The 19988-nt window shown below is 66.0% G+C and carries 20 protein-coding genes; 4 read left to right on the forward strand and 16 right to left on the reverse strand.

Features of this window, described 5'->3' with window-relative positions:
• Positions 1–61: 61 nt before the first annotated feature.
• Entirely contained in the window at positions 62–526 is a 465-nt protein-coding gene (locus U5760_RS04760) for a TM2 domain-containing protein (protein WP_322009924.1), read from the forward strand.
• A gap of 25 nt (positions 527–551) precedes the next feature.
• On the opposite strand, the gene U5760_RS04765 is transcribed toward U5760_RS04760, so the two are convergent.
• Entirely contained in the window at positions 552–1694 is a 1143-nt protein-coding gene (locus U5760_RS04765; RefSeq protein ID WP_415914033.1) for a PA0069 family radical SAM protein, read from the reverse strand.
• Between the two features lie 134 nt (positions 1695–1828).
• Positions 1829–2317 carry an Lrp/AsnC ligand binding domain-containing protein gene (locus U5760_RS04770; protein ID WP_322009925.1) on the reverse strand — a complete coding sequence of 163 codons (489 nt, stop codon included), beginning with the start codon at positions 2315–2317 and terminating at the stop codon, positions 1829–1831.
• A gap of 202 nt (positions 2318–2519) precedes the next feature.
• Here U5760_RS04770 and U5760_RS04775 point away from each other — a divergent pair, with 202 nt between their 5' ends.
• Positions 2520–3806 carry a D-amino acid dehydrogenase gene (locus U5760_RS04775; RefSeq protein ID WP_322009926.1) on the forward strand — a complete coding sequence of 429 codons (1287 nt, stop codon included), beginning with the start codon at positions 2520–2522 and terminating at the stop codon, positions 3804–3806.
• A 199-nt stretch (positions 3807–4005) separates the two neighbouring features.
• Here U5760_RS04775 and U5760_RS04780 read toward each other — a convergent pair whose 3' ends face one another.
• The 5 genes from U5760_RS04780 to U5760_RS04800 all read right to left on the reverse strand — a co-directional run bounded on the left by U5760_RS04780 (position 4006) and on the right by U5760_RS04800 (position 8464).
• Complete coding sequence (locus U5760_RS04780; protein WP_322009929.1) at positions 4006–4953, reverse strand: electron transfer flavoprotein subunit alpha/FixB family protein; 948 nt, start codon at positions 4951–4953, stop codon at positions 4006–4008.
• Positions 4954–4971: 18 nt separating this feature from the next.
• Positions 4972–5721, reverse strand: a complete 750-nt coding sequence (locus U5760_RS04785) for an electron transfer flavoprotein subunit beta/FixA family protein (RefSeq protein WP_322009930.1) — start codon at positions 5719–5721, stop codon at positions 4972–4974.
• Between the two features lie 214 nt (positions 5722–5935).
• Positions 5936–6733 (reverse strand): MetQ/NlpA family ABC transporter substrate-binding protein, encoded by a 798-nt coding sequence (locus tag U5760_RS04790; RefSeq protein ID WP_322009932.1) that lies wholly within the window; start codon positions 6731–6733, stop codon positions 5936–5938.
• A 53-nt stretch (positions 6734–6786) separates the two neighbouring features.
• Positions 6787–7440, reverse strand: coding sequence for a methionine ABC transporter permease (locus U5760_RS04795; protein WP_322009934.1), 654 nt, complete (start codon positions 7438–7440; stop codon positions 6787–6789).
• A complete protein-coding gene (locus tag U5760_RS04800; RefSeq protein ID WP_322009936.1) occupies positions 7430–8464 on the reverse strand; it encodes a methionine ABC transporter ATP-binding protein in 1035 nt (344 codons plus the stop codon). The genes U5760_RS04795 and U5760_RS04800 overlap by 11 nt, the downstream gene beginning before the upstream one ends.
• A gap of 286 nt (positions 8465–8750) precedes the next feature.
• Between U5760_RS04800 and U5760_RS04805 the strand changes: the two genes are divergently transcribed.
• Positions 8751–9686, forward strand: coding sequence for an alpha/beta hydrolase (locus U5760_RS04805; protein WP_322009938.1), 936 nt, complete (start codon positions 8751–8753; stop codon positions 9684–9686).
• 20 nt (positions 9687–9706) lie between these two features.
• On the opposite strand, the gene U5760_RS04810 is transcribed toward U5760_RS04805, so the two are convergent.
• Positions 9707–10516: an enoyl-CoA hydratase gene (locus U5760_RS04810; protein ID WP_322009940.1), complete on the reverse strand. Its 810-nt coding sequence runs from the start codon at positions 10514–10516 to the stop codon at positions 9707–9709.
• Positions 10517–10589: 73 nt separating this feature from the next.
• Positions 10590–11516, reverse strand: a complete 927-nt coding sequence (locus U5760_RS04815; RefSeq protein WP_322009942.1) for a histone deacetylase family protein — start codon at positions 11514–11516, stop codon at positions 10590–10592.
• A 225-nt stretch (positions 11517–11741) separates the two neighbouring features.
• On the opposite strand from U5760_RS04815, the gene mltB reads away from it, so the two are divergent.
• Positions 11742–13007, forward strand: coding sequence for a lytic murein transglycosylase B (gene mltB, locus U5760_RS04820; protein WP_322009943.1), 1266 nt, complete (start codon positions 11742–11744; stop codon positions 13005–13007).
• A 61-nt stretch (positions 13008–13068) separates the two neighbouring features.
• On the opposite strand, the gene cysM is transcribed toward mltB, so the two are convergent.
• The 7 genes from cysM to U5760_RS04855 all read right to left on the reverse strand — a co-directional run bounded on the left by cysM (position 13069) and on the right by U5760_RS04855 (position 19781).
• On the reverse strand, positions 13069–13971 hold the full coding sequence (gene cysM / locus U5760_RS04825) for a cysteine synthase CysM (RefSeq protein WP_322009944.1): 903 nt from the start codon (positions 13969–13971) through the stop codon (positions 13069–13071).
• Between the two features lie 242 nt (positions 13972–14213).
• Positions 14214–14594, reverse strand: a complete 381-nt coding sequence (locus tag U5760_RS04830; RefSeq protein ID WP_322009945.1) for a ComEA family DNA-binding protein — start codon at positions 14592–14594, stop codon at positions 14214–14216.
• 78 nt (positions 14595–14672) lie between these two features.
• Positions 14673–15665: an ADP-glyceromanno-heptose 6-epimerase gene (gene rfaD, locus U5760_RS04835; protein ID WP_322009947.1), complete on the reverse strand. Its 993-nt coding sequence runs from the start codon at positions 15663–15665 to the stop codon at positions 14673–14675.
• A gap of 79 nt (positions 15666–15744) precedes the next feature.
• A complete protein-coding gene (gene rfaE1 / locus U5760_RS04840) occupies positions 15745–16773 on the reverse strand; it encodes a D-glycero-beta-D-manno-heptose-7-phosphate kinase (RefSeq protein ID WP_322009950.1) in 1029 nt (342 codons plus the stop codon).
• Entirely contained in the window at positions 16736–18142 is a 1407-nt protein-coding gene (locus U5760_RS04845) for a UDP-glucose/GDP-mannose dehydrogenase family protein (RefSeq protein WP_322009951.1), read from the reverse strand. Before U5760_RS04845 ends, rfaE1 begins: the two co-directional genes overlap by 38 nt.
• 105 nt (positions 18143–18247) lie before the next feature.
• The gene (gene lapB / locus U5760_RS04850; RefSeq protein ID WP_322009952.1) at positions 18248–19423 is read right to left on the reverse strand and encodes a lipopolysaccharide assembly protein LapB; all 1176 of its coding nucleotides are present in this window, start codon (positions 19421–19423) and stop codon (positions 18248–18250) included.
• 64 nt (positions 19424–19487) lie between these two features.
• A complete protein-coding gene (locus U5760_RS04855; protein ID WP_322009953.1) occupies positions 19488–19781 on the reverse strand; it encodes a LapA family protein in 294 nt (97 codons plus the stop codon).
• Between the last annotated feature and the right edge of the window lie 207 nt (positions 19782–19988).

Consider the following 19988-nt stretch of genomic DNA (forward strand, 5'->3'; position numbering starts at 1 on the left):
GCCCGACGGCCGCCGCCGTGACGGCCTTCATGAATCCGCGCACCGCGACTTTCGCCCGCCCATGTCTACCGCCACCGCTCCCACGCGCTTTCGCTCCAAGACACTCACCGCCGCGCTCGCGTTCTTCTTCGGCAGCCTCGGCGCCCATCGCTTCTATCTGTACGGCCCGCGTGACTTCTGGGGCTGGGCGCACGTTTTCGGCACGCTGCTCGGCATTCCCGGCGTGCTGCTGCTCGTCGCCACCGAGCGCGCCTCGGTGCCCGGCTGGGGGCTTGCGGTGATCGGCGCGGTGTCGCTGTTCTCCGCGTTTCTCGCGGCGATCGTCTACGGCTTGCGCCCCGACGCGAAGTGGGACGCGCAGTTCAACGCGCAAACCGGCCGCGCGAGCCGCTCGGGCTGGACGGTCATCTTCGTCGTGATCTTCTCGCTGCTGATCGGCGCCTTCCTGCTGATGACGGGTCTCGCGCTCTCGTTCCAGACCTACTTCGAGTCGCAGGTCGAAGCCGCCAAGGCCCTCTCCCAGTGATAGCGCCGAAGGCCGCGAAACCGGCCTAGAAGAGATCGAGCTGCGGCTTCTCGCGCACGACTTTCGCGCTCACGAACGCCGACATGTCGAGAATGCCGTGCCGCCGCTCGTTCAAGCCGAGCCGTCGCACGGCCTTGTGAAAGCGCTGCTTGAGCAGGTCGGCCCACAGACCCGTGCCTTTCATGCGCTGCGAAAACGACGCGTCGTAATCCTTGCCGCCACGCATGTCGCGCACGCGGCTCATCACGCGCTCCGCGCGCTGCGGAAAATGCGCCGCCAGCCATTCATGGAACAACGGCGCGACCTCCCACGGCAGGCGCAGCACGATATAACTCGCGCTCGACGCCCCCGCCTCGGCGCAGGCTTCCAGCACGCGCTCCATGTCCGGCTCGGTCACGAAGGGAATCACCGGGGCGATGCTCACGCCCACGGGAATACCGGCCTCGGCGAGCGTGCGGATCGTGCGCAGCCGCCGCAACGGGCTCGCCGCGCGCGGTTCGAGCGTGCGGGCGATATCGGCGTCGAGCGTCGTGATCGTGATCGCCGCCATGAACTGGTTGCGCTGCGCCATCGGCACGAGCAGATCGAGGTCGCGCTCGATCAGCGACGACTTGGTGATGGCCGCGAACGGATGCCCGCGCCCGGCCAGCACCTCGATCACGCCACGCGTGATGCGCAGCTCGCGCTCCACGGGCTGCCACGCGTCGGTGTTCACGCCGAGCGCGATGGGCTCGGGCTCGTAGGACGGCTTCGCCAGTTCGCGCGCGAGCAGTTCGGGCGCGTTGACCTTCGCATAAAGGCGGCTCTCGAAATCGAGCCCCGGCGAGAGGCCCAGATAACTGTGCGTGGGGCGCGCGAAGCAGTAGATGCAGCCGTGCTCGCAACCGCGATAGGGATTGAGCGAAACGCTGAACGGAATATCCGGCGACTGGTTGCGCGTGAGAATGCTTTTCGCGCGCTCTTCGAACACCTGCGTGCGCAGCGCGGGGGCAACGCTCTCCTCTTCGTCGTCGGGATGCTGCCAGCCGTCGTCGAATGCCTCGCGCTGATCCACTTCGTAGCGCCCTTGCAGGTTCGTGACCGCGCCGCGCCCCTTGCGGAGTGCGGGCGGCGCGATGGGCTGCCACGCCTCGGCATCGTCGATCGGCTCGCGGTCTGGGTCGTTCACTGTGGGATGAAAAAATGCGCCTCGATACTGTATAAATATACAGTATCGAGGCGCATTGTCGAGTCCGAAAAACGGGGCCGTCTCGCCCTCACGCGCTCGCTCGGCCCTCGGTCCGCGCGGGCGCTGCCGGGCCCTCACTCGCCCACGGCAATCGTCAGCGTTTCCTTGATCTCTTCCATGACCACATAGCTCTTCGACTGCACCGCGCCGGGCAGTTGCAGCAGGATGTCGCCGAGCAGCTTGCGGTAGTCGGCCATCTCGCCGATGCGCGCCTTGATCAGATAGTCGAAGTCGCCCGACACGAGATGGCATTCGAGCACCTCGGGAATCTTCTGCACCTCGCGGCGGAACTGCTCGAACATATTGCCGCTCTTGTGGTCGAGCGTGATCTCGACGAATACCAGCAGCGCCGCACCGAGCACGGACGGGTTCACGCGGGCGTAGTACCCCATGATGACGCCGTCGCGCTCCATGCGTTTCACCCGCTCGATGCACGGCGTGACCGACAGCCCCACCTGCTCGGCGAGGTCTTTCATCGCCATGCGCCCGTCCTCCTGAAGCAGCTTGAGGATGCGGTGATCGAGGCGGTCGAGCGCACGGACCGGCTGGCGCTGCGTTCTCATGATTTTTTCCTGAATATTGGAGAAATACAATAACAAAATCTAGACGTACAACAATAGCATAGCTAATAACACTAGCTACACTGCACAAACCGTGTTTTTTCCTGTTTCACCCGCCCTGCAAGCCGCAGGTGGGCGCACAGGCGGTCCCCGGTCCCTCGATCCAGGCGGCGTAGCGTCAACAATACCTATTGGAGCAGCAGCTATGCGAGTCGTCATCTTGGGCAGTGGTGTGGTCGGGGTGGCCAGCGCCTGGTATCTGGCGCGTGCGGGCCACGAGGTTACGGTCATCGACCGTGAAGCCGGCCCCGCGCTCGAAACCAGCTTCGCCAATGCCGGCCAGATCTCGCCGGGCTATGCCGCGCCGTGGGCGGCGCCGGGCGTGCCGCTCAAGGCGGTCAAGTGGATGTTCGAAAAGCATGCGCCGCTCGCCATCCGCCTAGACGGCACGAAGTTCCAGCTGCAGTGGATGTGGCAGATGCTGCAGAACTGCACGGCCGAACGCTATGCGCTCAACAAGGGCCGCATGGTGCGCCTCGCCGAATACAGCCGCGACTGCCTGCAGGCCCTGCGCGCCGACACCGGCATTCAGTACGAAGGCCGCACGGGCGGCACGCTCCAGGTGTTCCGCACGCAGCAGCAGTTCGACGGCGCCCAGAAGGACATCGCCGTGCTCAAGGACGCGAACGTCCCCTACGAGCTGCTCACCGCCGCCGAGCTCGAGCGCGCCGAACCGGCGCTCGCCGCGGTCTCGCACAAGCTCACGGGCGGCCTGCGCCTGCCGGGCGACGAAACCGGCGACTGCCAGCTCTTCACCACGCGCCTCGCCGCCATGGCCGAGGAACTGGGCGTGAAGTTCCGCTACAACACGCCCATCGACGGCCTCGCCGTCACGGGCGAGCGCATTGCCGGCGTGCAGTGCGGCAGCGAACTCGTGCGCGCCGACGCTTTCGTGGTCGCGCTCGGCTCGTTCTCGACGAAGATGCTCGCGGGCCTCGTGAAGATTCCGGTTTATCCGCTCAAGGGCTACTCGATCACCGCGCCGATCGTGAACGCCGACGCCGCGCCGGTTTCGACCGTGCTCGACGAAACGTACAAGATCGCGATCACGCGCTTCGACAACCGCATCCGCGTAGGCGGCATGGCGGAGATCGTCGGCTTCGACAAGACGCTGCGCGAGGCGCGCCGCGAAACGCTCGAAATGTGCGTAAACGACCTGTTCCCGGGCGGCGGCGATACCACCAAGGCCACCTTCTGGACCGGCCTGCGCCCGATGACGCCGGACGGCACGCCCGTGGTGGGCCGCACGCCGATCTCGAACCTGTTCCTCAACACGGGGCACGGCACGCTCGGCTGGACGATGTCGTGCGGTTCGGGCCAACTGCTCGCCGACCTCATCTCGGGCAAGAAGCCCGCCATCAAGGCCGACGATCTTTCCGTGTTCCGCTATCTCGGCGAAACGCAGGGCGAACACCGGCCCGCTTACGCGTAAGCGGCGTCCGCCGCTGCCACCGTATAGATACGCAAGGCAGTATTAACCAGCCAAAATCGGCGCCCCTCGGGGCGCCGATTTTCATTTGGGCCCGCGCGACGTATTCGGCCATCATTCGACCAGAATCCGGCCATAAAAAAAGGGGCGCCGCAGCGCCCCTTCTCTCGCCTGCCGCAACCTGCGCGGCGGGTTTCGTCGATCAGCCGAGTTCCTTGACCAGCTCCGGCACGAGCGTGAACAGATCGCCCACGAGACCGTAATCGGCCACGCCGAAGATCGGCGCTTCCTCGTCCTTGTTGATCGCCACGATCACCTTCGAGTCCTTCATGCCGGCCAGATGCTGGATCGCACCCGAGATGCCCACCGCCACGTACAGCTGCGGTGCAACGATCTTGCCGGTCTGCCCGACCTGGAAGTCGTTCGGCACATAACCCGCGTCCACAGCGGCGCGCGAAGCGCCCAGTGCCGCGTTCAGCTTGTCGGCCAGCGGCTCCAGCACCTTCGTGTAGTTCTCGCCGCTGCCGAGGCCACGGCCGCCCGAAACGATGATCGAAGCCGACGTCAGCTCCGGACGGTCCAGCTTCGTCACTTCGCGGCTCACGAACTGCGAGAGGCCGCTGTCGGCTGCCGCTTCGATCTTCTCGACCGCTGCGCTGCCACCCTCGGCCGCCACGGCGTCGAAGCCCGTCGTACGGACCGTGATCACCTTGATCGGGTCAGCCGACTGCACCGTAGCGATGGCGTTGCCCGCATAGATCGGACGCTCGAACGTATCGGGCGAATCCACGGCCGTGATGTCCGAGATCTGCGCCACATCCAGCTTCGCGGCAATACGCGGGGCAACGTTCTTGCCTGCTGCCGTAGCCGGGGCGAGGATGTGCGAGTAGTTCTTTGCAATCGCGACAACCGTCGCTTCGACGTTTTCAGCCAGACCCGCTTCGAGCTGCGGCGCATCGGCCAGCAGCACCTTCGCCACACCTGCGATCTTCGCAGCGGCGTCGGCTGCACCCTGCGCGTTGTGGCCCGCGACCAGCACGTGCACATCGCCGCCGACGAGTTTGCCAACTGCGTGCGCGGCGGCCACGGTGTTCAACGTTGCGGCCTTCACGGACGCGTTGTCGTGTTCGGCAATCACCAGAATCGTCATGTCTCTTTCCCTCAACCCTTAGATGACCTTCGCTTCGGTCTTCAGCTTTTCCACCAGCGTCTTCACGTCCGGCACCTTCACGCCAGCCGAACGCTTCGGCGGCTCGGCCACCTTCAGCGTCTTCAGACGCGGCGTGACGTCCACACCGAGGTCCTCGGGCTTGATCGTCTCCAGCGGCTTCTTCTTCGCCTTCATGATGTTGGGCAGCGTCACGTAGCGCGGCTCGTTCAGACGCAGGTCGGTCGTGACCACGGCCGGGAGCGTGAGCGACAGGGTTTCCGCGCCGCCATCGACTTCACGCGACACGGTAGCCTTGCCGTCGGCCACCACGACCTTCGAAGCGAACGTCGCCTGCGGCAGATTCGCGAGCGCGGCGAGCATCTGGCCGGTCTGGTTCGAATCGTCGTCGATGGCCTGCTTGCCGAGGATGACCAGTTGCGGCTGTTCCTTGTCGACGAGCGCCTTGAGCAGCTTCGCGACAGCCAGCGGCTGCAGGTCTTCGTTCGACTCGATCAGGATCGCGCGGTCCGCGCCGATGGCGAGCGCCGTGCGCAGCGTTTCCTGCGCCTGCGCGAAACCGGCGGACACGGCGATCACTTCCGTCGCCACGCCGGCTTCCTTCAGGCGCACCGCTTCTTCCACGGCGATTTCATCGAACGGATTCATCGACATCTTGACGTTGGCGATATCGACACCCGTACCGTCCGACTTCACGCGGACTTTCACGTTGTAATCGACTACGCGCTTGACTGGCACAAGGACTTTCATTCACATGCTCCGAAGTTACGAATACGTCAACCTGGCGGACATTATAGCGAGGGCATCACGGCGCGCCTCTGCCGCCGGCACTTTTCACGAACTGCGCTGTGGGCGCGGTAGCCACAATAGCGAACGATCGTGCGATTTTACGGCCTAAAAAACCCGGGCTTCAAGCCCGGGCGCCGACTGACTTCTCTAATCCTGCATTCTATAGCGTGTCGCCTCACCAGGAAGCGATGACCGCGCCGCCGAACTGGCTGTCGATGTACTGCTTGACCTCCGGCGAGTGGTAAGCCGCCACGAGCTTCGCCACCCAAGGCTTGTTGCGGTCGGCTTCGCGGATCGCGAGGATATTCACGTACGGGCTCTTCGGGTCTTCGATTGCGATCGCGTCCTGCTTCGGCTTGAGGCCGGCCTGCATGGCGAAATTCGTGTTGATCGCGGCCGCATCGACGTCGTCGAGCGAGCGCGGGATCTGCGCCGCATCCAGCTCGACGATCTTCAGCTTCCTGGGGTTTTCCACGATGTCGAGCGGCGTCGCCTTCAAACCGGCATCGGCACGCAGCTTGATGAGGCCCTGCTTCTGCAGCAACAGCAGAGCACGGCCGCCATTCGTCGGATCATTGGGCACCGCGATCTTCGCGCCCGGCTGCAGTTGCGCGAGCGACTTCACCTTCTTCGAGTAGATGCCCATCGGAAACGTCACCGTATCCGCGATCTTGATGAGCTTGTAGCCGCGGTCCTTCACCTGCGCGTCCAGATACGGCTGATGCTGGTAGCTGTTGGCGTCGAGATCGCCGCTTGCGAGCGCCGCGTTCGGCTGCACGTAGTCCGAGAACTCGACGATCTGGATCGCGAGGCCGTGCTTCGCCGCCACCTGCTTCACCACTTCCATCACCTGCTCGTGCGGGCCGCCCGTCACGCCCACCTTGATGGTCTCGTCCGCCTGCGCGCCGAACGAAGTGAAGAGCGAAGCCGCGCCGAGTGCGACGGCCAGCCGGATCATGAAACGACGTTGCATGCCTACCCCTGGTCTTGAGTTCTGTTATTGGAAAAGCGCGGCTTGTTTGCGGCTTATTTGTGACTCAAGCGCCGCACGAGCCAGTCGCCGAACGATTGCACGAGCTGCACGAACACGATCAGGATCACGACCACGATCAGCATCACCTCGGGTTCGAAACGCTGATAGCCGTAGCGGATGCCGAGGTCGCCCAGTCCCCCGCCGCCGATCGCACCCGCCATCGCCGAATAACCGACGAGCGAGATGAACGTGATCGTAAGCCCCGCCACGACGCCCGGCAGCGACTCGGGCAGCAGCACCTTGAAGACGATCTGGCGCGTGCTCGCGCCCATCGCCTGCGCCGCTTCGATCAGGCCGCGATCGACTTCGCGCAGCGCCGTTTCGACGAGGCGCGCGATGAACGGCGCAGCCGCGATGGTGAGCGGCACGACGGCAGCAGCCGTGCCGATCGACGAACCCACGACGAGGCGCGTAAAGGGAATCACGGCGACGAGCAAGATGATGAACGGCGTGGAACGCACGGCGTTCACGACCACGCCCATCACGCGATTGAGCGCGAGGTTCTGCAGCACGCCGTCGCGATCGGTCAGATAGAGCAGCACGCCGAGCGGCAGGCCGATCGCCGCGCCCACGAGTCCCGAGATGCCCACCATGACGAGCGTTTCCCAGAACGACTGGACGAACATGTCGAACATTTCACTCCACATGGGACAGCTCCTCCACCACGACACCCTGCTCGCGCAGCCAGGTAATGGCCTGCGCCACCTTCACCGGATCGCCGCCCGCGAGCACCGCGAGCGAGCCGAACGCCTGCCCCTGAATCTCGTCGATCTGGCCATGCAGGATGTTGAAATCGAGCTCGAAGCGGCGGATCGTTTCCGAGAGCACCGGCTGATCGACGCCCGTTCCCGTGAACGCGAGACGCAGCAGATGGCCGCTGCCCTTCGCAAGCCTCTCGGCCACGCGCACCTTGAGCGCGGGCGGCAGCTCCTGGGCGATCACGTCGCCGAGCAGCGCGCGCGTCACGTCGTGACGCGGCTGCAGGAACACGTCGATCACGGGACCCGCTTCGACGACGCGGCCCGCATCGAGCACAGCCACGCGGTCGCAGACCTGTTTGATGACCTCCATCTGGTGCGTGATCATCACGATGGTCAGGTTCAGTTCGCGATTGATCTTGCGCAGCAGGTCGAGAATCGCGCGCGTGGTTTCGGGATCGAGCGCCGAGGTGGCCTCGTCCGAAAGCAGCACCTTCGGCTTGCTCGCCAGCGCGCGCGCAATGCCCACGCGCTGCTTCTGGCCGCCGCTGATCTGCGAGGGATAACGGTCCTTCTGCGCCGAGAGGCCTACGAGTTCGAGCAGCGGCAGCACCGTCTCCTCGATCTGCGCGCGCTTCATGCCGGCCAGCTCGAGCGGCAGCGCGACGTTGTCGAACACCGTGCGCGACGAGAGCAGGTTGAAGTGCTGGAAGATCATGCCGATCTCGCGGCGCGCCTCGCGCAGCGCGGCGGCCGACAGCGACGTGAGCGTGCGCCCGTTGACGACGATGTCGCCTTCGGTGGGCCGCGTGAGCAGGTTGATGGTGCGCACGAGCGTGCTCTTGCCCGCGCCGCTGCGCCCGATGATGCCGAACACTTCGCCCGGCGGGACGGTCAGGTTGACGTTGTGCAGCGCTTCGATCCAGCCTTGCGGGCCGGCAAAACGCTGTGACACGTTGCGTATTTCGATCATGGAAAAAAACGAAACGGCGGATGCGCCGCGCTCCGCGCGTCCGGGGTCGCATGGACCGGCCGGACATGCTGGGCGCAGGCTGACAGCCGCCGTTGCTGGACTGGATTCAGCCCAGGATTTTACCCTGGCGGGCGAAATTCCTTTTAATAATCAATTCCGATATTTTCATAACCCAGTTGCATTAGAGGGTCGCTGCGGCGCTGGTGGGCGTGCCGGGCGGCTATGATCGGCCAGCGCATGTCGGCGCTGCCGGGCATAGCGGAAACCACAAGAAAGGAGGAGAGCCATGGAGACGACCCAGCCGTTCGACGCCACCGCACGGCCTGCCGTGCCGACGGTGGATCCCGAAACCTCGACGCTCACCACGCCCGACGGCGCGACGCTGCCGCTGTACGTCTGGCGCGCAACTGACACGGGCACCGGCGCCGCTGCGCCGCGCGCCGCCATCGCCCTGCTGCACGGGCTTGCCGAACACGCGGGCCGCTATGCGGCCTTCGCGGCAGCCATGAACGCCGCCGGCATCGACGTCTATGCCATCGACCTGCGCGGCCACGGCCATGCGAGCGGCCGCCGCGCGTGGATCAACCGCTTCGACGAATACCTGGCCGATGCGCAGGCGCTCGTGGCCCACGTAGGCGCCGTGTGCGCCGCGCGTGGCACGCCGCTTTTCCTGATGGGCCACAGCATGGGCGGCGCGATCGCCGCGCTCTACGCGATCGAGCGCGCGCCGCAAAGCGGCGTGCCGCTCGCCGGCCTTCTGCTGTCGAGCCCGGCACTCGCCCCGGGGCGCGACGTGCCCGCCTGGATGATTGCCGCAAGCCGCGTGGTCAGCGCAGTCTGGCCAGGTTTTCCTGCGATGAAGATCGATGCCGCCCTGCTCGCCCGCGACACGCGCATCGTCGAAGCGAATCGTGCCGACCCGCTTGTCCACCACGGCGCGATTCCCGCGCGCACGGGCGCCGAGCTGCTCGACGCGATGCGTCGCATCGAAGAAGGCCGCGCGAATCTGCGTCTGCCGGTGCTCGTCTGGCACGGCACGGCGGACAAGCTCACCGAGCCCGACGGCAGCCGCGCATTCGGCGCTCACGTCGGCTCGCCCGACCGCACGCTCACGCTCTACGAAGGGAATTACCACGAGACGCTGAACGATCTCGAACGCGAACGGGTGATCGGCGCGTTGCTCGACTGGATCGGCGCGCGCTGTCCCGGCGCGACGCATTGAGAAAGGCCTGCTGACGAGTCCTACTTCGCCCCGCGGCGCTCGATGAACGCCTCCACACCGTCGAGCGCGGGGTCCGTCATCATGTTGCAGGCCATCGTCTGGCCCGCCAGTTGATACGCGGCCTCGATGCCCATTTCGAGCTGCCGGTAGAAGAGACCCTTGCCGGCCTCCACGGCCTCGCGCGGCTTGGCGCAGATGCTCGCGGCGAGCGCAGCGACTTGCGCATCGAGCTCGTCCGCGGCCACCACGCGATTCACGAGGCCCTCGCGCTGCGCGGCGGCGGCGTCGATGAACTCGCCCGTCATCAGCATCTCGAACGCTGCCTTGCGCGACACGTTGCGCGTGAGCGGCACCGCGGGCGTCGAACAGAAGAGACCGAGGTTGATGCCCGATACTGCGAAGCGCGCCGTATCGGCAGCAACGGCGAGGTCGCACATCGCCACCAGCTGGCAGCCCGCCGCCGTCGCCACGCCGTGCACGCGCGCGATCACGGGCTGCGGCATCTTCTGGATCGTCAGCATCATCTTCGAGCAACGCGCGAAAAGCTGCGTGTAGTACTCGCGCGACGGCGCCGCGCGCATCTCCTTGAGATCGTGGCCCGCGCAGAACGCACGCCCGGCGCCCGCGATCACGACAACGCGCGCCGGCGATTTCGCCAGCGCCGCGAGTTGTTCCAACAAGGCGTCGATGAGCGATTCGGAGAGCGCGTTAAAGGCGTCGGGCCGGTTCAGCGTGACGCGCACGACACCGGGCACGCCCCAGGCATCGTGCGTCACATCGAGAAGCGGAGTGCCGGCCTCGGTGGCCGACGTAGACGGTTGAGCGCTCATGCGCGATCTCCTTCAGGCGCGATTTCGGGCTGCGATTTCAGACTCACACCGCACGACCTCCCTACGCACGACGTCAAATATCGGCGAGCGCACGCAGATGCGCCACCACGCTGCGGCCCAACGCCGAGAGGTTGTAGCCGCCTTCGAGACAGCTCACGATGCGCCCCTTCGCATGACGCTGCGCCACTGCCCGCACCTGCTCCGTGATCCAGGCGAAATCGTCCTCGACGAGCCCCATGTTGCCGAGATCGTCTTCGCGATGCGCATCGAAGCCCGCCGAGACGAACAGCATCTGGGGCTTGAACGCTTCGAGCCGCGGCAGCCACAGCAGGTCGATGGCCTCGCGCACTTCCATGCCTTTCGTGCGCGCAGCAATGGGCACGTTCACCATGTTCGGCATGGGATGCTCCGTACCCGAGAACGGATAGAACGGATGCTGGAAAAAGCTGCACATCAGCACACGCGAGTCGCCCGCGAACGCGGCCTCCGTGCCGTTGCCGTGATGCACATCGAAGTCGACGATCGCGACGCGCTCGAGGCCATGCGCTTCCAGCGCATGCCGTGCCGCAATCGCGACATTGTTGAAGAAGCAAAAGCCCATCGCGCGCGCAGGTTCCGCATGATGGCCCGGCGGCCGGATGCTGCAGAACGCGTTTTCGTAGCGGCCCGCGATCACGGCGTCGGTGGCGGCGATCGCCGCGCCCGCGGCGCGCAGCGCGGCCTGCCACGTATGCGGATTCATCGAGGTATCGGGGTCGATCGCCGCGTAGCCCTCTTTCGGCGAGAGGTTGCGCAGGAAGTCGATGTGCGCCTGGGTGTGCACGCGCAGGAGCGCGGCTTCGTCGGCCAGCGGCGCGGATTCGTCACGCTCGATCAGCGTGTCGATCCGGCTTGCGATCAACTGGTCCTCGATCGCCTGCAGGCGCGCCGGGCATTCGGGATGCCACTCGCCCATCTCGTGCCGCAGACAGTCTGGGTGCGAAAAGAATCCGGTCGTCATGTGTCGTGCATCCCGCGGCGTGCGCGTCGCCGCGTGTCTCCATCCTTGGGGCGCACCGGAAAAGCGCGCGTACAGCGGCACGTTACCACAGCGGCCCCATCCCTCCGCGCCGTGCCGGCACGCAACGCCGCCCATGCCAGGGGGTCTGCCCGGGCGAAGTGCTCGGGTATACTGCCCCGGATTGCCTCCTCACCCCGCCTTAGACCCTAGACCACTCCGCTTCCCATGACGCTCAAGTCCGCTCTGTCTGCACCCGGCCGCCTGCGCATCACGACTCTCGCCTTCGCACTCGGCGCCGCACTGCCGTTGTGGGCCGGCACCGCGCACGCGCAGACGGCGCAGCCAGTGGCGCCCGCGCGCCAGGCGCCGCTCACCGTCGCGCAGGCTCAGCCGCAAACCCCTGCGCCGCAGGGTCAGACGTTCGAAGAGGAAATCGTCCCGCAGCGCTATGCGAACAACCCCAATGTCGATGCGTTCATCAACGACATGGTGGCACGCTACGACTTCGACCCGAACACGCTCCACACGCTGTTCTCGAACGTGAGTTATTCGGCGACGGCGGTGAAGCTCGTCACGCCCTCGCCGACGCCGGGCATCAAGAACTGGCGCGTCTACCAGGCGCGCTTTCTCGACACCGTGCGCATCAACGCGGGCGTGAAGTTCTGGCGCGAAAACCAGGCGACGCTGCAGCGCGCCGCCGACCAGTTCGGCGTGCCGCCCGAAGTGATCGTCGGCATCATCGGCGTCGAGACGATCTACGGGCGCTACATGGGCAACTTCCGCGTGCTCGACGCGATCACGACGCTCGCCTTCGACTACCCGAACACGCCGAACCGCGCCGAGCGCGAAGCCACGTTCCGCAAGAATCTCGAGGACTATCTGGTGTGGACGCGCGACGCGCAGATCGACCCCACGACGGTGCTCGGCTCCTACACGGGCGCAATCGGCATTCCGCAGTTCCTGCCGAGCAGCATCGTGCAGTACGCCGTGGACTTCGACGGCAACAACCGCATCGACCTGCGCACGAGCCCGGCCGATGCGATCGGCAGCGTCGCCAACTATCTGAAGGAAAACGGCTGGGAAACGGGACGACCGGTGGTGTGGAAGATAGCCGGCGATCCGGGCAGCCAGGGCATTGCGCAGGCCGCCGCCGACGGGCAGCCGGAGCCGCATTGGCCGCTCGCGCAGTTGCTGCGCTCTGGGCTCGTGCTGAACGAACCCGGCGTGGATATCGCGGCCGAAGCGGGCACGCCCGTCACGGTCATCGATCTGCCGACGCCCGGACGTCCCACCGAGTACATGCTGGGCCTGAAGAACTTCTATGTGCTGACGCGCTACAACCGCAGCTTCTTCTATGCACTCGCGGTGTATCAGCTGGGCATGCGGGTGAAGGCGCAGATGCTGGCAACGCAGCCCGGCGTGGGCTCGCCCGGCAACCCCGGCACCTCTGCCGCCCCGGGTATTCCTGCTGCGCCTGCCGGCCAGCAGTAGCCCTGCGCTTCACTCAGGGAGGCGGCGCACACTGTGCCCCGCCTGCCCCCGCTCAAACCCCTCAGGCCGGAAACACGCCCGTCGAGAGATAACGGTCGCCGCGATCGCAGACGATAAACACGATCGTCGCATTCTCGACCTGGCGTGCAAGGCGCATCGCCACTTCGCAGGCGCCGCCCGAGGAAATCCCCGCGAACATGCCCTCGACCGAGGCGAGACGCCGCGCCATCGCTTCGGCGGCGGCCTGGCTCACGTTCTCGACGCGATCCACGCGGCTGCGATCGAAGATCTTCGGCAGATACGCTTCGGGCCACTTGCGGATACCGGGAATGCGCGAGCCCTCTTCCGGCTGCGCACCGACGATCTCGATGGCCGGATTCTTTTCCTTCAGATACTGCGACGTGCCCATGATCGTGCCCGTCGTCCCCATCGACGAAACGAAGTGCGTGATGCGGCCCTCGGTGTCGCGCCAGATTTCCGGGCCGGTGGCCTCGTAGTGCGCGAGCGGATTGTCCGGGTTGGCGAACTGGTCGAGGATGATGCCCTTGCCGTCGCGCTGCATCTGCTCGGCGAGGTCGCGCGCGTACTCCATGCCGCCCTTGACCGGCGTGAGGAGGATCTGGGCGCCGTATGCGGCCATGCTCTGACGACGCTCGACCGACAGGTCCTCGGGCATGATGAGCAGCATCTTGTAGCCGCGGATCGCCGCGGCCATGGCCAGCGCAATGCCGGTATTGCCGCTCGTGGCCTCGATGAGCGTATCGCCAGGCTTGATACGGCCGCGCTCTTCCGCCTTGCGGATCATCGAGAGCGCCGGGCGGTCCTTCACCGAGCCGGCCGGATTGTTGCCTTCCAGCTTGGCCAGAATGACGTTGTTGCGCGCGCGGATTTCGTCGTCCGGCAGGCGGACGAGCTGCACAAGCGGCGTGTTGCCGATCGTGTCTTCAATGGTCTTGTAGGGCATGACGGGTTGCTTTCAGGCGCACTGCGCGAGGCAAGGCGCGATAGACGTGGTCTGTCGATTCTAAACCACGCGGCGCCCCGGCGCTGGGGAACCCTTGCTGCAAGCGGGGCGGCGCGACCACTACCACACCACGCAAAAAGCCCGCGACAAGGCTGAAGGCCCCGGCCGCGGGAGGCAAGCCGCCGCGTGAGACTGCAAGGGCGGCACCTGAAGGAGACGGTGATCGATTGAGGAGGCGGCCTCTACTTCTTGACCGTTACAGCCGCTGCCTGGCCGGTCGCTGCGCCCGGCGCAGTCTTCGAAGCCTGGGCGGTGGCTGGCTCGTTACCGTGGCCGCCTGTCGCCCCACCTGTCGCGCCATTCGCAGGCCCGACCGACAATCCTTCGGCCTGCAAACGTTCGACGGTATGGCCGCCCATGCCCTTCACGCGCTTGCCGAGGTCGGCGGCGTCCTTGAACGGCCCGTGCGCACCGCGCTCGTCGAGAATGGCCTTCGCGCGTGCGGACCCAATGCCCTTGATGCCGCGCAGTGCGTCTTCATTGGCCGTGTTGACATCGACCGCCGCGAACGCGTGGCCGCATGCGGCAAAGACGAGCCACGCCGCGAGTAGTTTCCGGATCATGCTGGATCTCCCTTGAAACGACCTGCCGACGACCATCGCCGGCAGTGAGAGTCCAGTTTAAGAAGTCGGCGATGCGAATTACACCTGGCCAGACAGCCAACGCACGTAGCGATCGACCCCTTCCTGCACCGTGAGGAACGGCGCGTCGTAGCCCGCCGCGCGCAGCTTCGTCTGATCGGCCTGGGTGAAGCACTGGTACTTGCCGCGCAGTGCGTCGGGGAACGGGATGTACTCGATCAGGCCGTGCTGGACCTGCTCGTCGAGCGTGAGCGGCGTCTTGCCTTCCAGCGCACGCAGCGTGTTGACCACGCTGCTCGCGATGTCGTTGAACGGCTGTGCGCGCCCGCTGCCCAGATTGAAGATGCCGGTCTTCTCGGGGTGATCGAAGAAGAACAGGTTGACCTTCACGACGTCCTCGACCGAAACGAAATCGCGCGTCTGTTCGCCCGGCGCATAACCGTTGTATTCGCCGAAGAGCTTCACGCGGCCTTCGGCGCGGAACTGGTTGAAGTTGTGGAACGCCACCGACGCCATGCGGCCCTTGTGCGTCTCGCGCGGACCATAGACGTTGAAATAGCGGAAGCCCGCGATCTGGCTCTGCGCCGTGGGCAGCACGCGGCGGATCACCTGGTCGAACAGGAACTTCGAATAGCCATAGACGTTCAGCGGCGCTTCCACCTCGCGGTCTTCGACGAAGCGGGTCGAGCCGCCGTAGATCGCCGCCGACGACGCGTACAGGAACTGCGTGCGCTGCGCGAGGCAGGCGTCGAGCACCGCACGGCTATAGCGGAAGTTGTTGTCCATCATGTAGCGGCCGTCGGTCTCCATCGTGTCCGAACAGGCGCCCTCGTGGAACACGGCGCGCACCTTGCCGAAGTCGCCGCGCGCGAAACGCTCGACGAACTCGGTCTTGTCGAGATAGTCGTCGATTTCGCAATCGACGAGATTCTTGAACTTGTCGGCGCGCGTGAGGTTGTCGACGGCGATGATGCGGTCTTCGCCGCGCTCGTTGAGCGCCTTGACGAGGTTGCTGCCGATAAAGCCGGCCGCGCCGGTCACGATGAGAGTCATGGTGTGCCTGCAATGAAGGAGAGGCGCGCCCCGCGCGGACCGCGCCGTCGCACCGGCGACGGCGGACCGGCGCGAAGCGTCATGGAAAGAGTTCGTCGTATTCGACGGTGGCCGTGCCGAGCTTGCCGACCACGATGCCGGCCGCGCGATTGGCGATCACCACACCCTGCACGAGCGGCAGGCCCGCGCCCAGCGCCACGGCGATCGAGGCGATCACGGTGTCGCCCGCGCCCGACACATCATACACTTCGCGTGCGACAGCCGGCGCGTGCAGCACGCCGTCCTCGGCGAAGAGCGTCATGCCCTCCTCCGAGCGCGTGAGCAGCAGCGCGTCGACCTGCAACTCGCGGCGCAGCTTCGTCACGCGCGCGAGCAGATCTTCTTCGGACTTCCAGGTACCCACCACTTCGCGCAGCTCGGCGCGATTCGGCGTGATGACGCTCGCGCCGCGATAGCGCTCCCAGTCGTCGCCCTTGGGGTCGACGAGCACCGCCTTGCCCGCCGCGCGCGCCTTCGCGATCATCTGCGTGACGTGCGTGAGGCCGCCCTTCGCGTAGTCGGACATGAGGATCACGTCGTGCGAAGGCAACAGCGCATCGAAGCGCGCGAGGCCCGAGAGCAGCACTTCGTGCGCGGGCGTGTTCTCGAAGTCCACGCGCAGCAGCTGCTGCTGGCGCGAGAGCACGCGCAGCTTGATCGTGGTGGGCAGCGCGGGATCGCGCTCGAGGTAGGCGTTGACGCCGCTCTCGCCGAGCAGCTCGACGATGCGCTCGCCCGGCTCGTCGTGGCCGACCACGCAAAGCAGACCCGCCTGCGCGCCGAGCGCCGCCGCATTGCGCGCGACGTTCGCCGCGCCGCCCAGTCGATCTTCCTGGCGCTGCACGTGCACGACCGGCACGGGCGCTTCGGGCGAAATGCGGTTGACGTCGCCGAACCAGTAGCGATCGAGCATCACGTCGCCCACCACCAGCACGCGCGCGGTGCCGAAACGCTCGCGCGGCACGTGCTCGACGGCCGGCGCGAGCGTGGCGCTGCCCGGCAACGCCGCGCTCGCGCCCGACAGCGCGGAATCAGACAGAGGAAGCTGTGTCGGTTGCGAGCTTGACATGGGGGCGTCCGATCGAGTGATAGTCAATGCCGAGTTCCGCCATCGCGTCCGGCTCGTAGAGATTGCGTCCGTCGAAAATCTGCGGCGACTTGAGCACCGACTTCAGGTGCGCGAAGTCCGGGGCCTTGAACGCCGTCCATTCGGTGACGATCACGAGCGCGTCGGCGCCGACGACCGCGTCGTCCGGGCTCGCCGCGAAAGTCAGGCGCGCGAGCAACTCGGGCACGTGCGCGAGATCGAGTGCGAACACGCGGCGCGCTTCTTCGGTCGCCACCGGGTCGTAAGCGGTGACCGCGGCGCCGCGCGCCAGCAGCTCGGCGATCAGGCGGCGGCTCGACGCCTCGCGCATGTCGTCGGTATTGGGCTTGAACGCGAGGCCCCAGACCGCGAAGCGCCGGCCGCTCAGGTCGTCGCCGAACACGCCCGCGATCTTGCGCACCAGCACTTCCTTCTGCGCGTGGTTCACGTCCTCGACGGCTTCGAGAATGCGCAGGTTCTGGCCCGACTCCGCAGCCGTGCGGATGAGCGCCTGCACGTCCTTCGGAAAGCACGAGCCGCCGTAGCCGCAGCCGGCATAGAGGAAGTGATAGCCGATGCGCGGATCGGAGCCGATGCCGCGCCGCACCGATTCGATATCGGCGCCCACACGGTCGGCGAGATTCGCCATTTCGTTCATGAACGAAATGCGCGTGGCGAGCATGGCGTTCGCGGCGTACTTCGTGAATTCGGCCGAGCGCACGTCCATGTAGATCGTGCGTTCGTGATTGCGGTTGAAGGGCGCATAAAGGCGCTTCATCTTCTCGCGCGCGACCTGGCCGTTCTCGTCCTCGTCGATGCCGATGATGATGCGGTCCGGCCGCATGAAGTCCTCGACGGCCGCGCCTTCCTTCAGGAACTCGGGGTTCGAGACAACCGAGTAGCGATGCTGCGCGCTACTGCCGAGGCCGCGCTTGCCAAGCTCTTCGTCGAGCACGGCGCGCACGCGCTGCGCGGTGCCTACCGGCACCGTCGACTTGTCGACGACGACCTTGAAGCCGTTCATGTAGCGGCCGATGCTGCGCGCCGCTTCCAGCACGTACTGGAGGTCGGCGGAGCCATCCTCGTCGGGCGGTGTGCCGACAGCGATGAACTGCACGTCGCCGTGCTCCACGCTCGCGGCGATATCGGTCGAAAAGGTGATGCGGCCCGCGGCACGATTGCGCGCGATGAGTTCGAGCAGACCCGGTTCGTGGATGGGCACGCCGCCGCCGTTCAGGATGTCGATCTTGCGGGGATCGACGTCGAGACAGAACACGTCGTGACCGATCTCGGCAAGGCACGCCCCGGTGACGAGGCCAACGTAGCCGGTACCGACAATGGTGATTTTCATACGCGCTCCGGTGAAGATTCTCTGTAGTGGTCGCAGCGCGGCGCCTCGCTTGCGGCGTGCTGCCGGCCGCCTGGCCGGCCACGCGCGGCGGGCGCCGCGCGCCGCTCAGCTCGACGCCGGGATCGGCTCGACGCGACGCGGCGCGTAGGTTTCCCAGCCGCTGCACCCCGGGCATTGCCAGTAGAAGAGGCGAGCCCGGAAGCCGCAATTCTGGCATGTATAACGTGGCAGATTTTTGGTGCGCTGCTGCAAGAGCGTACGCATCAGTTCGAGTTCGCTGCGGCGCGGCTCCTCGGCGCTCGCCTGCTGGGCTTCGAGCAGGCGCGACATGCCGGCGAGATTCGGCGACTTCTGCATCTGCGTGCGCGCGAGCGCATGCGCCGCGTCGGCGCCGCGCAGCGCCGCGACATATTTGTAGGCCACGTCGAGCAGATCGTTCGACGGATAGGCATCCACCCAGCCGGTAAGGAGCTGTGCGCCCTCTTCGGCGCGGCCGAGCGACTCGCAGGCCTTCATGACCTTCTCGGCCACGAGCGGCAGGTAGGCCGGATTCTGCTCCTCCACGCGGCGCCACTGGGCAAGCGCCGCCTCCCAGTCGCCGCCCGCGGCATCGACATCGCCCGCGAGGATCGTGGCGCGCACGTTCTGCGGATTCGCCTTGAGCGCGAGCGAGAGCTGGCGCCGTGCCTCGTCGGGCCGCTTTTGCTGCAGCGCTTCCTGTGCGAGTTCGCAGTGGAACTGGGCGATCTCGACGTCGAGCGAGCCTGCGCCCATGGTTTCGAGCTGGCGCGCGGTATCGATCGAGCGGTTCCAGTCCTTCTCGATCCCGTAGATCGTGAGCAGCGCGCGCTGGGCGCCCTGCGCATAATCGCCGGACTGCAGCGAAACGAAGGTCTCTTCCGCGCGGTCGAGCATGCCCGCCTTCAGGTAATCCTGGCCGAGTTCGTAGAGCGCATGGTCGCGCTCGTTCACGGGCAGGTCCGGACGCGAAAGCAGGTTCTGGTGCACGCGGATCGCGCGGTCGGTCTCGCCGCGGCGGCGGAACAGGTTGCCGAGCGCGAAGTGCAGTTCGACTGTTTCGGGGTCGAGCTTGGCGACTTCGATGAACGCGTCGATGGCCTTGTCGGGCTGTTCGTTGAGCAGGAAGTTCAAGCCGCGGAAATACGAACGCGGCAAATTGGCGCTCTCAGAAAGGAGCGCCTTGAGGTCGTAGCGCGATGCCATCCAGCCGAGTGCGAACGCAACCGGAATGACGAGCAGCCACCAGAAATCGAGATCCATGCGGTCGACGGTGTGAGCGGAATAACGAGCCGCGCGGTGTGACGCGCGCGGCCGGACAGTCGGATCAGATAAGCGGCGGCAGCGGCGGCTCGACCACTGGCGCTGGCGTTTCGCGCGCGCTGCGCAGGTCGCGCTTCAGGCGCCCATTTTCCATGCGCAGCCGGAAAATACCCGGCAGCGCCGAAAGCAGGCCGGCCAGCAGCCCGACCACGAAGAACGCGAGGCCGATCAGAATAAGGGGAGCCTGCCACGAATAGCCGGCCAGGAAGTGCAGCGTTGCGGGATCCGTGTTCCCCAGTGCAAGCACCAGCAGCAACACGAACACCAGCACACGGATCACCCAGGCAATCAATCTCATGAAAGAGTCTCTTGGCAGTTGCGAAGAAGGCGCCGGCGCGGGCCGCCATGCTGCGCCGCAGCACGAGCCGTGCCGAAGTGACCCGTATTGTAAATGAATGGCCTGCAACCCGGCACGTGCGCTATGGCCCGCGAGGCGCAACTCCCTGCGCTTCTGCGATGACTACAGCCGGGAAACGGCATAAAAAAAGCGCCTGGGGTCGTTACC

It is taken from the genome of Paraburkholderia sp. J12 (assembly GCF_905220215.1).
GTDB lineage: Bacteria > Pseudomonadota > Gammaproteobacteria > Burkholderiales > Burkholderiaceae > Paraburkholderia.